Below are 15179 nucleotides of genomic sequence, written 5' to 3'. Positions count from 1 at the left end.
CACACGCCCGGCGCGGCGCATCTTTCGAAACCGGTTCGTTATGACAGCAGCCGCGCAAGCCCTTCGCGGACGAAGATCACCCGCACCTCGTCGAGGCGCGATGCCAGCTCTGGCGCGGCTTCGGCGGCCTTTCCCCGCGAGACGGCGTCTGTGCGGCGCAGCAGAGTCGACAGAGCAGACTCGATCAGCGCCACATCACGCTCCGCGCTCTGCCGCAGGGCGCGGACGTGACGCGGCTCGATGCCGTGGCGCTCGAGCGCGACGAGCCCGCGCAACAGGCCGAGCGTCTGCTCGGTGTAGGCCTCTGCGGGGGCGATGAGCCCGGTGCTGATGGCATCGTTGAGCAGCTGCGGCGCCGCCCCGGCCGCCGCCAGCAGCTCTTCGCGCTTCAGCCGGCGCGCCGGAGGCGCGATCGACACGGGGATGGCCGGGATCCCCGTGGACGGGTCGCGGCCCGCGTCGAGATCTGCGAGGTGCTCGCGGATCACGTTGAGCGGCAGATAGTGGTCGCGCTGCAGGGTGAGGATCAGGCGCAGTCGGTCGACATCGGCGGCGGAGAACTTACGGTAGCCGGAGTCGGTGCGCATCGGGGTCACGAGCCCCTTGTCCTCCAGGAAGCGCAGCTTGCTGGCCGAGCACTCCGGGAACTCCGGCGTGAGCCGGGCGAGCACCTGGCCGATGCCGAGCAGCCCGGAGCCGGCGGATCGTTCGCGGGCGGAGGCCGCCCCCATCACCGCTCCGCGGCGAGGTCAGCAGGCGAGGCGAAGACGTTGAGGCGGAACTTCCCGATCCGCAGCTCGTAGCCGTTGCGCAGCTCGCTGCGGTCCACGCGCTCCCCGTTGACATAGGTGCCGTTGAGCGAGCGGAGATCGGTGATCTCGAACGCGGACCCCGCACGGGAGATCTCGGCGTGCCGACGCGACACCGTCACGTCGTCGAAGAAGATGTCGGCCTCCGGGTGCCGCCCGACCGTGGTCAGATCGGCGTCGAGGAGGTAGCGCGCGCCGGCCAGAGCACCGGAACGCACCAGAAGGAGGGCGGTACCGGCGGGCAGAGCCGCGATCGCCGCCTGCTCCGCATCCGTCAGCTCGACGCCGAACGGGATGAAGGACAGATCGGAATCGTGCCCGAACGTCTGCGTGACGCCGGAATCCGCACCGGCATCGCGGCGCAGTGCGTCGTTGTTGTCTGTCTCTGCCACGGTCACCCTCCTCCCCTAAGACTAACGGATGACGAACGCCTTCAGACCCGTCGGATTCCTGGCGGGGAATGACCTCTCCGGCGTGCGTCGTCCCTCGTCCGCGACCGGGCGAGAGCACTAGGCTGTCAGCATGACTCATTACGACGTCGTCATCCTCGGCGCGGGCCCCGGTGGCTACGTTGCCGCTGTCCGCAGCGCCCAGCTGGGCCTCTCGACCGCGATCATCGAAGAGAAGTACTGGGGCGGTGTGTGCCTGAACGTCGGGTGCATCCCCTCCAAGGCGCTCCTCAAGAATGCCGAGATCGCGCACACGCTGACCCACAAGAAGGACTTCTTCGGGATCTCCGGCGACTTCACGCTCGATTTCGGCAAGGCGTGGGATCGCAGCCGCGAGGTCGCAGACGGACGCGTCAAGGGCATCCACTTCCTGATGAAGAAGAACAAGGTCGCCGAGTACGACGGCCGCGGCACCTTCGTCGACGCCCACACCATCCAGGTCACGAAGGCGGACGGCACGACCGAGACCGTGACCTTCGACAACGTCATCATCGCCACCGGTTCGACGGTGCGCCTGCTGCCGGGCGTGACGCTCAGCGAGAACGTCGTGACGTATGAGGAGCAGATCCTCAGCCGAGAGCTCCCCGACTCGATCGTGATCGTCGGCGCCGGTGCCATCGGCATGGAGTTCGCCTACGTCCTGACGAACTACGGGGTGAAGGTCACCATCATCGAGTTCCTCGACCGCGCGCTCCCCAACGAGGACGCCGACGTGTCGAAGGAGATCGCGAAGCAGTACAAGAAGCTCGGGGTCGACATCCTCACCTCGACCAAGGTCGAGAGCGTCGTCGACAACGGCTCGTCCGTCACCGTCACCTACACCGCCAAGGACGGCCAGACCGGCTCCATCGAGGCGGACAAGGTGCTCATGTCGATCGGCTTCGCACCCAACGTCACCGGCTATGGCCTGGAGAACACCGGCGTCAAGCTCACCGAGCGCGGGGCGATCGACATCGACGACCACATGCGCACGAATGTCGAGGGCGTCTACGCCATCGGCGACGTCACCGCCAAGCTGCAGTTGGCGCACGTCGCAGAGGCCCAGGCCGTCGTGGCGGCCGAGACCATCGCCGGGGCAGAGACCATGACCCTGGGCGACTACCGCATGATGCCGCGCGCGACGTTCTGCTCCCCACAGGTCGCCTCCTTCGGACTCACCGAGCAGCAGGCCAAGGACGAGGGCCGCGAGATCAAGGTCGCGACCTTCCCCTTCATGGCCAACGGCAAGGCGCACGGCCTGGGCGAGCCGGTCGGCTTCGTCAAGCTGATCGCCGACGCCGAGCACCTGGAGCTCATCGGCGCGCACATGATCGGCCCCGATGTGTCCGAGCTCCTGCCCGAGCTCACCCTGGCCCAGAAGTGGGACCTCACGGCACTCGAGCTCGCGCGCAACGTGCACACGCACCCGACGCTGTCCGAGGCCCTGCAGGAGGGCTTCCACGGCCTCGCGGGACACATGATCAACTTCTGATCCATGACGGTTGAGGCCCCCTCCGCCCGGAGGGGGCCTCAACCGTCTGGGCCGGCACCCGCCCCGCCCGATCTGCGGGCCCGCCCGATCTGCGGAGCTTGTCCCGTTCTGCGGGCAGACTTCGGTCATCCGCCCGCAGAACGGGACGGAGTCCGCGGATCGGGCGGGCGGGGCCGACCGTCAGAGCCCGAGCGTGCGGCCGAGCTTGGACGCCGATGAGGGCAGCCGGCCGCCGGCGACGAGAACGGCGGCCTCGACGGCCGCGAAGAAAGCACCCTGCGCGGCCCATCCGGTCGGCGCGCCGGCTTTGAGCTCGATCTCCCACTCGCGCCAGACCCGCACGGTGCCGGTGCGCAGATCGGTGCCCCGGACACGATCGTCCACGAACTCGGCGACCACACCGCTCGGACCGCGCAGCAGCGAGGCCGTACGCGTGTTCTCAACCCGGGCCAGCGGGACCAGCGGATCGGTCGTCCAGGTCGCGATCGCGTCGAGGACCGCCGGGGGGGTCCCCTCGCCGTCGTCGAGGGGCCAACCGGTCTCGAGGCGCCCGTCGCCCTGCCGGGGACCCTTCAGATGCCAACCAGCGTCAGGACCTCCGGTCCGGCGACGCAAGCCGACGCGCGCCTGAGCCAGCTGCAGGTCGGCCGTGTCGAAGTACTGCGCGTCCAGAGCGAACACGCCGAGGGGTTCGACCTCATCGATCCCGGGGACCGCATCCCACCGCGGGGTCGCGGTATCGGCGTCCGCGTCGTACTTGCGCTCGATCTCGATCGACTGCCACGCGGACGCGTCATCGATGCTCACAGGGGTATCCGGACCTTCTCAGTCGTCGGTGGGGACGATGTCGTCGCTGGACTCGATGAACCAGAAGGCCACCTGCGTCGGGCCGTCGGACGGGCCGGTGTTGGTCGGGTCTCCCTGCCGCCGGTAGATGATCTGCGTTGCGCCGTAGGGCACGATCATGCTGTCCGCAGAGGTGTCGGAAAGGGGAAGGACCTGACCGTCCAGCGGTCCGCCATGGAGTCGCGCGATTGCCATGGGACCACCATAGCCCGGCGCGCTCAGGAAGCCGCGACGCCGAGCACCGCGCCGAGGATCATCCAGGGACCGAAGGGAATGCGCGTGGTCCGATCGGCGCGGCGCACGAGCATGAGCGCGACCGCGAACAGGGCACCGAGCAGGAAGGCCGCCGCTCCGCCGATCAGCAGGGCCCGCCAGCTGTGCCACCCCAGGACGGCACCCACGAGAGCGGCGAGCTTGACGTCTCCCCCGCCCATGCCGTCGCTGCCGAGCAGCCACGGCATCGCGTAGAGAGCGCTCAGGACGACCATGCCGCCGACCGTTCGCCCGGGCGTCTCCGGATCCGCGCGCACCGCCGCCTCGATCCCGACGAGCACCAGCACCCCCGCCAGCGCGGGCAGGACGATGCGGTTCGGCAGACGGTGCTCGCGGATGTCGATCTCGATGAGAGCAACGGCGACCGCCAGCAGGCCGACGTGCGCGATCGCGACGATCGCCGCGTGGATGCCCATCGCCATGCGGCCAGGCTAGAGCGCCGGCCGGCCGCGGGCGGGCGTCTGCGTCGATCTGTGGAGAGATCACGCGTTCGGAGCACGCGGATCACACATCCCCGGACGACGTGACGATGTCGGATGTACGAACTATCATCGTGAATACATCCCGTGATATTCGAAACTATCTTCGAGGAAAGCCATGGCTCTCACCGCGTTCTCCGATGCCCCTCCTCGGCCCTCCGCAGCCCGGGCCGCGGAGGTGCTGCGCCTGCAGCGTGAGATCGGACGGATGCAGCGGCGGCGCGCGGAGACCGCGCTCCTGCCCGTGCTCTCCCCCCTGGCGCCGCTCTTCCCCGGCGGCGGGCTCCGTCGCGGCACCACCTACTCTCTCGCACCCTCAGCCGATCTGGTGCTTGCTCTTCTGGCCGCCGCGTCCTCATCCGGCTCCTGGTGCGCGGCCGTGGGCTTCCCCACGCTGGGCACGGAGGCCGCGGCGGCGCACGGGGTGCGGCTCGACCGGCTGGCCCTTGTGCCGGATCCCGGTCCGCGCTGGATGACGGTGCTCGGCGCACTCGCCGAGGCGGTGCCGCTCATCGCCGTGCACTCCGCACAGCACGCCGGCGATGCCGCGATATCCCGGCTGCAGGCACGTCTGCGCGACCGGGGGTGCACGCTCCTGGTGACCACGCCGTGGCCGCAGAGCGAAGGAGAGCTCCGGGTGCTCTCCCGCCGCTGGGAGGGACTGCAGAACGGTTCCGGGCTGATCGACGGCTGTACGACCGTCGTGGGCTTCACCGGCGCCAGAGCCGGTGCTCCCCGCCGGGTCACCGTGCGCCTGCCCGGCCCGTCCGGTGCTGTCGAAGAGCTTCCGGCCACGGAGGAGGGCGCGTCGGCCCCCGTCCTGCGCGCGCTCAACCCCACCGCTCGAGAGAGAGGGCCGGCGTGGACACGGACCGGCTGAGCGACGCAGCGCACCGGTCGGAGCGCTGTCTCGTGCTCTGGTTCCCCGACTGGCCTCTGCGCGCCGCGCTGTCCGCACCGCCGCATCCGCCCGCCGCGCTCCTGCACAGGGGCATCGTCGTCGCCTGCACGGCCTCCGCGCGCGATCAGGGCGTGCGCCGCGGCCAGCATCGCCGGGTCGCGCAGGGCCTCATCCCGACCCTCACGCTGCTGTCCGCCGACGCCGATCGCGACGAGCGGGCCTTCCGCCCGGTGCTGCGCGTGCTCGAGGATCATGCCCCAGGAGGGGCCGTCCTCCGGCCGGGGCTGGTGTCGCTGCGCGCCCGCGGCGTCTGCCGTTTCTACGGCGGGGAGGAGAGCGCCGCCCGGCACCTGCTCGACGTGCTCAGCGCACAGGGCTGGGACGATGCGCGCGCCGGTGTCTCGGACGGGCTCTTCGCCGCAGAGCAGGCGGCACGGCACGGTCCTGCGCCCTCCGGCGCTGCTTCGTCGTGCACGATCATCCCTCCCGGCGAGACCGAGGCCTTCCTCTCCCGGCTCCCGGTGCGTGTGCTCGACGACGCCGACCTCGTCCCTCTCCTCGTGCGCCTCGGAGTGCGCACCCTGGGCGACTTCGCAGCGCTGCGCCCCGAGGACGTCCGCGATCGTTTCGGAGAGCGCGGCGCGCATCTGCAGGCCCTCGCCCGTGGTCTCAGGGCTCCCCTGCCTCCGGCGACGATGCTCCCCGAGGAGCCCGCCAGACGGATCGAGTTCGCCGATCCGCTCTGGCAGGCGGATCAGGTGGCCTTCGCCGTGCGGCAGACCGTCGACGAGATCATGGCGATGCTGGGCGAGGCTCTTCTGGTGACCACGCAGATGCGCATCGAGCTCACCGATGACCGGGGGCGCACCGGGACGCGCACCTGGTTGCATCCGACCTTCTTCGAGGCCAGCGATGTCGTCGACCGGGTGCGCTGGCAACTGGAGGGCATGACCGAGGAACGGGGCGCGGAGGGTGCGGCCGACGGTTCCGCGGGGATCGTCGCGGTGCGCATCGCGCCCGAGGGGCTCGAGCCCGCACGGCAGCACCGTCAGGCGCTGTTCGGCCAGGGCGACGACGATCGCCTGCACCATGCCCTGTCCCGGGTGCAGACGCTGCTGGGGCACCGCGGTGTGCTCACCGCGTCGCGCTCCGGCGGCCGCCGGCTCACCGATCGAGAGATGCTCACTCCCTGGGGTGAGCGTGCCGTGCCGGAACAGGACCCAGCGGCACCCTGGCCCGCGAGCCTGCCCGCCCCGTTGCCGAGCGAGGTGTTCCGGCCGCCGAGACCGCTACGCGTCGCCGATGCCGCTGGCCGGACGGTGCACGTCGACGCCAGGGCCGCGCTGTCGGCTGTGCCGGCGCAGCTCGAGCTGCCCGGCGCCCCGCCTCGTGCCATCCGAGCCTGGGCCGGTCCGTGGCCCCTCCACGAGCACGCGTGGGACCCGCTGCGGGCCCGGCACGGACACCGTTTCCAGCTCGTGGACGAGAACGACCGCGCCTGGCTCGTGCTCTTCGAGGATGAACGCTGGCAGGCCGAGGGGCGGTACGGCTGATGGGCTGGCACAATCCGGCGATGCCGTGGCACGAGCTGGAGCGCACGCTCAGCGGCCGTCCGCCGCGCCGGAGCACGGGGTCGGCGGAGGAGCCCGCGTCACCCCGGACCGACCGCGCCGACGCCCCGGCCGCCGTGGAGGCGCCTCCCGACACGGTGCCCTATGCCGAGCTGCACGCGCACTCGTCCCTGTCCTTCCTCGACGGCGCCTCCTCCCCCGCAGACCTGGTCGCGGAGGCCGCACGCCTGGGTCTGCACGCTCTCGCGCTGACCGATCACGACGGCCTCTACGGGGCGGCGCGCTTCGCCGAGGCGGCCGAGAGCGCGCAGACCGCCACCGTCTTCGGCGCCGAGCTGTCCTTGGGGCTGCCCGGGCCGCAGAACGGCGTCCCGGACCCCGCTGGCGAGCATCTGCTCCTCCTCGCCCGCGGCGAGGAGGGCTATCACCGGCTCTCTGGCGCGCTCACCGCCGCACACCTGCGCGGCGGTGAGAAAGGCCGCCCCGTCTATGACCTCGACGACCTGGCCGCACGCGCGGAAGGGCACTGGGTTGTCCTCACCGGATGCCGCAAGGGCGCCGTTCGCCAGGGCCTCGCCCGCGGCGACGCGGCGACCCCGTTGCGGCGGCTCATCGACCTGTTCGGACGCGACCAGGTCGTGGTCGAGCTCACCGATCACGGCGACCCCCAGGACACCCGCCGCAACGACGCCCTCGCTGCCCTGGCTGCCGCACACAGCCTGCCGACCGTGGCGACGGGCAATGTGCACTACGCCGTCCCGGAGAAGGCGCGTCTGGCCGAGGCGGTCGCCGCCGTTCGTGCCACGCGCAGCATGGCGGAGCTCGACGGCTGGCTGCCGGCGCACGACGGCGCGCACCTGCGGTCCGGGGCGGAGATGGCCGCACGGTTCCGGCGCTATCCGGGTGCTGTGGCACGCAGCGTCGCGATCGCCGACACCTGCGCTTTCCCCCTGCGCCGCGCCCGTCCCGATCTTCCCCGCTACGCGGCGGACGACGGATGCACGCCGATGGAGCATCTGCGCCATCTCGTCTGGGAGGCGGCACCCCGCCGCTACCCCGGCCTCACCGCGCAGGGCCGCGATCGCATCGCACGCGAGCTGCGGGTGATCGAGGAGAAGGACTTCCCCGGGTACTTCCTCATCGTGTACGACATCGTGCAGGAATCGCGCCGGCGCGGCATCCTGTGCCAGGGGCGCGGATCTGCCGCGGCGAGCGCGGTCTGCTATCTGCTGGGAATCACCGCGGTCGACGCGATCTACCACGACCTGCCGTTCGAGCGGTTTCTGGCCACCACCCGGGACGAGGAGCCGGACATCGACGTCGACTTCGAGTCCGATCGTCGTGAGGAGATCATCCAGTGGGTGTTCGAGAAGTACGGCAGGGAGAACGCCGCCCAGGTGGCGACCCTGATCCAGTACCGGCCCAAGAACGCCGTGCGCGACATGGCGCGGGCGCTCGGCTACTCCCCCGGACAGCAGGACGCCTGGTCTCGCCAGATCGAGCGGCATGACCTGGGCCAGACCGCCGACCACGACATCCCCGCCGTCGTGGTGTCCTACGCCGAGGAGCTGATGAGGGCGCCGCGGCACCTGGGCATCCACTCGGGCGGCATGGTGCTGACCGCCCGGCCCGTCGGCGAGGTCGTACCGGTCGAGCACGCGCGGATGCCGGGTCGCACCGTCATCCAGTGGGACAAGGACGACGCGGCTTGGATGGGCCTGGTCAAGTTCGACCTGCTGGGGTTGGGGATGCTCTCGGCGCTGCGCAACTGTTTCGACATCGTTGCCGAGGCCCTCGGCGAGAGCTGGGATCTGGACAGCATCCCGCAGGGGGAGAGCGCGGTCTACGACATGCTGTGCCGGGCGGACTCGATCGGGGTGTTCCAGGTCGAGTCTCGCGCGCAGATGGGGCTGCTCCCCCGGCTGCAGCCGCGGTGCTTCTACGATCTCGCGATCCAGATCGCCCTCATCCGCCCCGGCCCCATCCAGGGTGGCGCCGTGCACCCCTTCGTGCGGCGCAAGACCGGGAAGGAACCGGTGACCTATCCCCACCCGCTGGTGGAGCCGATCCTCAAGCGCACATACGGCATACCGGTGTTCCAGGAGCAGCTGATCAAGATGGCCACCGCCCTCGGTGACTGCACCGCGGAGGAGGCCGATGTGCTGCGCCGGGCGATGGGCTCCAAGCGCGGGCTGGAGCGCATCGAGAGCATCCGCGAGAAGCTCTATCGAGGAATGGCCGGTCACGGCCTCTCGGCGGAGGCCTCGGATCGGATCTACGCGCAGATCCAGGCGTTCTCGCACTTCGGTTTCGCCGAATCGCACTCCCTGGCCTTCGCGTCTCTCGTGTATGCCAGCTCCTGGCTGAAGCTGCACTACCCGGCGGCTTTCCTCGCCGGACTGCTGCGTTCTCAGCCGATGGGCTTCTATTCTCCGGCGACGCTCACCGCCGATGCCCGTCGGCACGGCGTGGTGGTGCGTCGGCCAGACCTGCATGCGTCCGAGACGACCGAGGCCCTGGAAGCGATCGACGCGGATGCCGCGCCCGCCGGCGGTCCGCTGAGCTCGGAGCATCGGCGGGACGGCGGCTTCGCCGTGCGCATGGGGCTCGCCGGCATCCGCGGGATCGGCCAGGAGACGGCTGCGCGAATCGTGGCGGAGCGACGGCGGGACGGCCCCTACCGCGATATGCACGATCTGGTGCGCCGCACCGACGTGACCGCTGCCCATCTGGAGTCGCTCAGCACGGCCGGAGCGCTCTCATGCCTCGGGGTGACCCGGCGCGAGGCGATCTGGACGGCCGGGGCCGCGGCCACCGACCGCGCCCGTTACCTCCCGGGCACCGCGATCGCGGTGCAGCCACCGCTGTTCCCGGACCAGAGCTCTTATGAGCAGCTCACCGCAGATCTCTGGGCGACCGGTGTCAGCGTCGACGATCATCCGATCGCGCACTTCCGCACGGTGCTCGATGCTCGCGGCGTGCTGCCCTCGACAGACCTGGCGACGCATGAAGCGGGGCGCCGGGTCGAGGTCGCCGGCCTGGTGACGCACCGGCAGCGTCCTGCGACGGCATCCGGGATCACCTTCCTGAACCTGGAGGACGAGCACGGTGTGATGAACGTCGTGTGCTCGACCGGGGTGTGGAGCCGCTATCGGCGCATCGTCCGTGACGGTCCTGCACTCATCGTCCGCGGCATCCTGGAGCGCTCTCCCGAGGGCGTGGCGAACATCATCGCGGACGCCTTCGAGGATCTCCGGGTCGGCATCGCGGTGTCGTCACGGGATTTCCGGTGATCGCGGGCCGTCGCCGGTCACCAGAAGCGCTCGGGCGGCGGGCCCGGGGTACGTTCTCCCCCGCCCCACCAGGCCGCCTGGCGCTGCGCGGCGATGGCCGCGGCGTCGGCGGCGGACAACGCCTCGCTCGCGGCCTCGCCTCCCGGCGTCGCCGCGTAGTCGGACGACGAGATGGCCCGCTCCGACACGACGACCCCCGCAGGCTCTGCGACCGGCTCGACGATCAGCTCCGTCCGTGTCCGCCCCTCCCGGGTGATGAGCGTGCATCCGGTGACGTGCCCCACCCAGCGGCGCACGGCGGCATCGGCCGGATGGGCATCGAACCACACCCCGGTCTCGAGATCGATCACGCCGGTGACGATCCCGCCGTCGGCCGGGCTGTCGGCTCCGTCGCGTTCTGAGACCCCGATGCGATGCCCGGCGGGGATCACGGCGGGCCCCTCGATGCTGATCGTCCTCACCATGCCCCCATGCTAGGACTCCCGACACTGCGGAGGACAGTGCCAGCGGCCGGGCGGAAGGGAGACCCGGCAGTCGAAATTCCCCTGCCCTGCCCCCTGTCGCGCGCCGGGCACCGGGGTCTAGCCTGGCATCAGGCGGGCACATCGCCCGCGTCGATCCCCGAGAAGACGAGGTGCGAGATGAACCAGATGATGGATGCGATGTCGGCAGACATGATGTCGATGCCCGGCATGGAGTCGATGGACATGGCGGTCATGCAGGCCTGTATGGACGCCTGCATGGCCTGCGAGCAGGCGTGCACCGTGTGCTCGACGCAGATGATGTCGTGCGGCCCGGCCTGCATGAACTGCGCCGACATGTGCGGCACGATGATGCGCTCGATGCTGCGCATGCAGGGGATGACGCCCGCCGTGATGATGTCGATGCTGGACGCCTGCATGGCGATGTGCCAGATGTGCATGGACGAGTGCATGGCGCACGCCGAGCACAGCGACGTGTGCCGGATGTGCGCTCAGGCCTGCCAGGACTGCATGGACGCGTGCATGTCGATGAAGTCGATGATGATGGCGGCCGCCTGACGCCGCCGCGTCGCTGTGCCCCGCGGAGGCCTCAGCCGAGCGCGACGTTGAAGCGCACGCGCCCGACCGCGAGGACGCCGTAACGACGGTGCACGGCCACCGGGGTGCCCTGCGGTGCCTCGAGGGCTGCGCTGCCGGCGTGCCAGATCGACACGGCATCGCCATCGAGGGTGCGCAGCACGATCACGCCGCTCCCGGCATCGGCAGACTCGACGATCGCGTCAGCCCACGCGGCCGGCGTGGCCGCGGCCATGCGCGCCTGGATCAGGTGCAGCGCGTGCCCGGGAGCATAGGACGAGCACACATCGCCGTGGCCGCACATGCACGCCGCACGCTCACGCACCTCGAGGGGCGGAAGGGCGGGGCGCAGGCTGGTCACGGTCTGTCTCCTCTGCTCATGCACGGGAATGGTTCTCCGCAACGGTATTGCCGGCCCGCCGCGGAGACCATCCCGCCCGACACGCATTGCAACAAACGCCCGCATCCGGTTGCTGTTGAGCCGCCCGTCAGATCAGCCGCGTGAGCTCGACCGATACGAACAGCCGGGATCCGCTCGACCCCGCGTAGACGCCCCGCAGCGGCGCGACGTCGGCGTAGTCACGACCGTGCCCGACACGCACATGGGACTCGCCGATCTCGACGAGGTTGGTGGGGTCGTATCCGCGCCAGTCCCCCGCGAACCATTCGATCCACGCGTGCGACTCCCCCGTCACGGCGACCCCGATCCCGGCGGCAGGGTCCGGGTGCAGGTAGCCGGAGACGTAGCGGGCGGGTATGCCCGCCGCACGCAGGGCGCCGAGGGCGACGTGCACGATGTCCTGGCAGACGCCCGTACGCACCTGCCAGGCGTCCCGCGCGGTGGTGTGCACGCCGGTGACGCCCTGCATGTACGCCATCGCCTCGCCAACGGCCCGGCAGATCGACAGGGCCGTGGCGTCGATGTCCCCGCCCTCGGAGACCAGGCGCGCCGCAAGGTCGGAGAGATCGCCGTCCGGCAGCGTCGCCCGCGTCTGGGCCAGACACTCGACGAGCTCGACGGAGCGGGCCGTGCGAGCGCGCAGCTCGTGCCATGCGACGGGGGCGGCGGCACGGGCGACCGGTCGCACGTCGACCGTGCTCGTCGCCGTGACGGCGAGCCGGCGATGCGGGATGAGAACCTCGAACGTCGACACCCGCGTTCCCCAGTAGTCCACGTACGAATGCTGCGCCGCGGTCGGGGAGATCTCCAGCCCGGCCTGCAGCACGAGCTGGGGACCCTGGGACTGGGGCAGCATGCGCGCCTCGTTGTAGGACGCGGTCGCCGGTTCTTCGTAGGAGAAGCCCGTGCGGTGGACGATGTGCAGACGGCTCACAGCGCTTCCTCCATCCAGACGGGCATGGCGATGGCGGGGAAGTAGCGTTCGCGGATCGCATCACTCGCCTGTGAGACGCCGATCTGGACCTCTTCCATGCTTGCGGTGAGGCTGCGCACGATCTCCGCCGTCGGCCGGTATTCCAGCTCCGCGCGGATCCGTCCGAGTGCCCGCTGCGCGGCATCGGGCGCGCCGTGCGGTGAGACGGACGGATCGATCGCGCGCAGGCACTCCTCCGCGCGCAGCACGCTGAACAGCACCGAGCGCGGGAAGAGGCGGTCCACCAGCAGGAACGACGCGGCGGAATCGGCCGTGGGGATTCCGGGATGACTGCGCAGATGCGCTTCATACCCGCCGCAGCTGCGCAGGAGCGTGCTCGCGTTGGGACCGCCGTCGCCGAGCGATCGGGTGGCCAGGAGCCTGGCTGTCATATCGGCCCGCTCGATCGCGCGGCCGAGGGAGAGGAACTGCCACGCCTCATCGCGGATCGTCGCCGACTCGATCACCCCGAAGGCGAGGGCAGACCGATCGCGCACCCAGCGGAAGAAGCGGTGGGTCTTGTCCGAGGCGATCGAGCGCGGTATGGCCGCCCGCGTCTCGTTCAGCGTCTCCCACAGCTCGCTCGAGATGATCTCGCGAGCGCGACGCGCGTTCTCCCGCACCGCGACGACCGAGTGAGCGATCGAGGCCGGGTGCTCACGGTCGACGGCGAGCATCGACACGACGTCCTCACGGCTGAGCTCTGCCCCGGCGTCGGCGCTCGTGCCCATGATGGACAGCAGCGCACGGCAGGCCGTGTCCTCGTCGACCCAAGGGTCTTCAAGCAGCAGGTGCAGGTGCACGTCGAGGATGCGTGCCGTTCCGTCGCCCCGCTCCAGATAGCGCCCGATCCAGAACAGGGCCTCGGCGATGCGGCTCAGCATGCGCCCGCTCCTTCCGGCACGACAACCGCAGCCTCTCGGGTCCGTGCCTGTTGTTGCTGTTGCTGCTGCTGCTGACGAGCCCGGAGGTCTTCGTCCTGCGGCGAGGAGCGGAAGGCCGGGCCGCGGTCGGCGCGGGGCGCGGGCGCGATCACCGCGATCGCGCCCGTCGCGAGGGAGACCTCCTCTGCAGCGCCGTCCGCGACCCCACCGGCGACGGCGGTCGGTGCCGGCAGCGCGCCGGTGGTGACGCGATCGTCGAGCACCCAGGTGTCTTTGGACCCGCCGCCCTGGCTCGAGTTCACCACCAGCTGCCCCTCCGGGAGCGCGACGCGGGTGAGCCCGCCGGGGAGCACCCAGACGTCATCGCCGTCGTTGACCGCGAACGGCCGCAGATCGGCATGGCGCGGCCGGAAGCCCTCGTCGACGAGCGTCGGGATCGTGGAGAGCTGCACGACCGGCTGGGCGATCCAGCCGCGGGGGTCTGCGCGCAAGGCGGTGCGCAGCTGCGCGAGGGCCTCGGCGGAGGCAGCGGGGCCGACCACCAGCCCCTTCCCGCCGGACCCGTCGACGGGCTTGACCACGAGCTCGTCGAGCCGGTCGAGCACCTCCGCCAGGGCCTCCGGCTCCTCGAGGCGCCAGGTGTCGACGTTGGGGAGGATCGGCTCCTCCCCCAGGAAGTAGCGGATCAGGTCGGGAACGTACGTGTAGACCAGCTTGTCGTCCGCCACACCGTTGCCCACCGCGTTCGCGATCGTGACATGCCCGAGCCGCGCCGCGAGCATGAGCCCGGGGGCGCCGAGCACGGAGTCGGGACGGAACTGCTGCGGGTCGAGGAACTCGTCGTCCACGCGGCGATAGATCACATCCACCCGGGTCGGCCCGGCGGTGGTGCGCATCCAGACACGACCGTTCGAGCAGAACAGATCCCGCCCCTCGACGAGCTCCACCCCCATCATCCGCGCCAGCAGCGTGTGCTCGTAGTATGCGGAGTTGTAGACGCCGGGGGTGAGCACGACGACGGTCGGATCGTCCACGCCCTCCGGCGCGGCGGCGCGCAGGGCCTGGAGGAGCCTGCCCGGATAGTCCACGACCGGACGCACCCGCATCCTCGTGAACAGTTCCGGCAGGGTCTGCGCCATCACCCGCCGGTTCGCCAGGACATAGCTGACACCGCTGGGGACACGGACGTTGTCCTCGAGCACGCGCCAGTCGCCGCCCTCGTCGCGGATGACGTCGATACCCGCGACGTGAATGCGTACGCCGTTGGGCATCGGCACGCCGGCGGCCTGCCGATGGAAGTGGGCGGACGAGCTGATGAGCGCCGCGGGGATCACCCCGTCCCGGATCGCGCGCTGGGAGCCGTAGACGTCGGCGAGGAACGCCTCGAGCGCACGCACCCGCTGCGAGACGCCGGAGGCGACGTATCCCCACTCCGCGGCGGTGACCACCCGCGGCACCACGTCGAGCGGGAACGGGCGCTCCTCACCGGCGTGATCGAACGTGACCCCCTGCGCGAGGTAGGAGTTCGCCAGCGCATCGGTGCGCGCCCGAAGCTCGGCGTCGGACATGCGTGCGAGCGCCGGATACATGTCTCGGTAGGGCTCACGGACTGCCGCCCCGGACCCCGCCGCGAACATCTCGTCCCACGCCGGTCGCCCACGACCGGTGCGGGGGCTCTCATACCCCTCGAAGAGTGCACCCATGAGCGCATGGTGGCGCGTCCGCGTTACCGGCGTGTTACACGTGTCCCCCGTGTCCGCCGGACGAACCGG

General features: G+C 70.7%; 16 protein-coding genes. 5 read left to right on the top strand and 11 right to left on the bottom strand.

Annotated elements, in window-relative coordinates:
• Positions 1 to 38 precede the first annotated feature (38 nt).
• Both ftsR and AC3RXY_RS03560 read right to left on the bottom strand, forming a co-directional pair.
• Positions 39 to 731: a transcriptional regulator FtsR gene (ftsR, locus tag AC3RXY_RS03565; protein ID WP_491509526.1), complete on the bottom strand. Its 693-nt coding sequence runs from the start codon at positions 729 to 731 to the stop codon at positions 39 to 41.
• Positions 731 to 1201: an FHA domain-containing protein gene (locus AC3RXY_RS03560; protein ID WP_491509525.1), complete on the bottom strand. Its 471-nt coding sequence runs from the start codon at positions 1199 to 1201 to the stop codon at positions 731 to 733. Before AC3RXY_RS03560 ends, ftsR begins: the two co-directional genes overlap by 1 nt.
• Before the next feature lie 130 nt (positions 1202 to 1331).
• Between AC3RXY_RS03560 and lpdA the strand changes: the two genes are divergently transcribed.
• The gene (lpdA, locus tag AC3RXY_RS03555) at positions 1332 to 2729 is read left to right on the top strand and encodes a dihydrolipoyl dehydrogenase (RefSeq protein ID WP_491509524.1); all 1398 of its coding nucleotides are present in this window, start codon (positions 1332 to 1334) and stop codon (positions 2727 to 2729) included.
• A gap of 180 nt (positions 2730 to 2909) precedes the next feature.
• Here lpdA and AC3RXY_RS03550 read toward each other — a convergent pair whose 3' ends face one another.
• The 3 genes from AC3RXY_RS03550 to AC3RXY_RS03540 are packed head-to-tail and all read right to left on the bottom strand — an operon-like array spanning position 2910 to position 4270.
• Positions 2910 to 3536, bottom strand: coding sequence for a CYTH domain-containing protein (locus tag AC3RXY_RS03550; RefSeq protein ID WP_491509523.1), 627 nt, complete (start codon positions 3534 to 3536; stop codon positions 2910 to 2912).
• 18 nt (positions 3537 to 3554) lie between these two features.
• Complete coding sequence (locus AC3RXY_RS03545) at positions 3555 to 3770, bottom strand: response regulator (RefSeq protein ID WP_491509522.1); 216 nt, start codon at positions 3768 to 3770, stop codon at positions 3555 to 3557.
• 23 nt (positions 3771 to 3793) lie between these two features.
• Positions 3794 to 4270 (bottom strand): prepilin peptidase, encoded by a 477-nt coding sequence (locus AC3RXY_RS03540; RefSeq protein ID WP_491509521.1) that lies wholly within the window; start codon positions 4268 to 4270, stop codon positions 3794 to 3796.
• 175 nt (positions 4271 to 4445) lie between these two features.
• On the opposite strand from AC3RXY_RS03540, the gene imuA' reads away from it, so the two are divergent.
• The 3 genes from imuA' to AC3RXY_RS03525 are packed head-to-tail and all read left to right on the top strand — an operon-like array spanning position 4446 to position 10092.
• On the top strand, positions 4446 to 5207 hold the full coding sequence (imuA', locus tag AC3RXY_RS03535) for a DnaE2-dependent mutagenesis accessory factor ImuA' (protein WP_491509520.1): 762 nt from the start codon (positions 4446 to 4448) through the stop codon (positions 5205 to 5207).
• On the top strand, positions 5189 to 6781 hold the full coding sequence (locus AC3RXY_RS03530; protein WP_491509519.1) for a DNA polymerase Y family protein: 1593 nt from the start codon (positions 5189 to 5191) through the stop codon (positions 6779 to 6781). The genes imuA' and AC3RXY_RS03530 overlap by 19 nt, the downstream gene beginning before the upstream one ends.
• Entirely contained in the window at positions 6781 to 10092 is a 3312-nt protein-coding gene (locus AC3RXY_RS03525; RefSeq protein ID WP_491509518.1) for an error-prone DNA polymerase, read from the top strand. Before AC3RXY_RS03530 ends, AC3RXY_RS03525 begins: the two co-directional genes overlap by 1 nt.
• 17 nt (positions 10093 to 10109) lie before the next feature.
• On the opposite strand, the gene AC3RXY_RS03520 is transcribed toward AC3RXY_RS03525, so the two are convergent.
• Entirely contained in the window at positions 10110 to 10556 is a 447-nt protein-coding gene (locus tag AC3RXY_RS03520) for a hypothetical protein (protein ID WP_491509517.1), read from the bottom strand.
• A 128-nt stretch (positions 10557 to 10684) separates the two neighbouring features.
• Positions 10685 to 10810 (bottom strand): hypothetical protein, encoded by a 126-nt coding sequence (locus tag AC3RXY_RS03515; protein ID WP_498224395.1) that lies wholly within the window; start codon positions 10808 to 10810, stop codon positions 10685 to 10687.
• Here AC3RXY_RS03515 and AC3RXY_RS03510 point away from each other — a divergent pair.
• Positions 10800 to 11132 carry a four-helix bundle copper-binding protein gene (locus tag AC3RXY_RS03510; protein ID WP_498224393.1) on the top strand — a complete coding sequence of 111 codons (333 nt, stop codon included), beginning with the start codon at positions 10800 to 10802 and terminating at the stop codon, positions 11130 to 11132. The genes AC3RXY_RS03515 and AC3RXY_RS03510 overlap by 11 nt on opposite strands.
• Before the next feature lie 31 nt (positions 11133 to 11163).
• Here the strand turns inward: AC3RXY_RS03510 and AC3RXY_RS03505 are convergent, their stop codons facing one another.
• The 4 genes from AC3RXY_RS03505 to AC3RXY_RS03490 all read right to left on the bottom strand — a co-directional run bounded on the left by AC3RXY_RS03505 (position 11164) and on the right by AC3RXY_RS03490 (position 15110).
• Entirely contained in the window at positions 11164 to 11511 is a 348-nt protein-coding gene (locus tag AC3RXY_RS03505) for a hypothetical protein (RefSeq protein ID WP_491509515.1), read from the bottom strand.
• A 127-nt stretch (positions 11512 to 11638) separates the two neighbouring features.
• Complete coding sequence (locus AC3RXY_RS03500; protein WP_491509514.1) at positions 11639 to 12484, bottom strand: transglutaminase family protein; 846 nt, start codon at positions 12482 to 12484, stop codon at positions 11639 to 11641.
• The gene (locus AC3RXY_RS03495; RefSeq protein WP_491509513.1) at positions 12481 to 13407 is read right to left on the bottom strand and encodes an alpha-E domain-containing protein; all 927 of its coding nucleotides are present in this window, start codon (positions 13405 to 13407) and stop codon (positions 12481 to 12483) included. The genes AC3RXY_RS03500 and AC3RXY_RS03495 overlap by 4 nt, the downstream gene beginning before the upstream one ends.
• Positions 13401 to 15110: a circularly permuted type 2 ATP-grasp protein gene (locus tag AC3RXY_RS03490; RefSeq protein WP_491509512.1), complete on the bottom strand. Its 1710-nt coding sequence runs from the start codon at positions 15108 to 15110 to the stop codon at positions 13401 to 13403. Before AC3RXY_RS03490 ends, AC3RXY_RS03495 begins: the two co-directional genes overlap by 7 nt.
• Positions 15111 to 15179: the final 69 nt, after the last annotated feature.

The organism is Microbacterium longlingense, from assembly GCF_058349825.2.
Note: the sequence above shows the minus strand (reverse complement) of the source record. Positions and strands in the feature narration are given on the sequence as shown.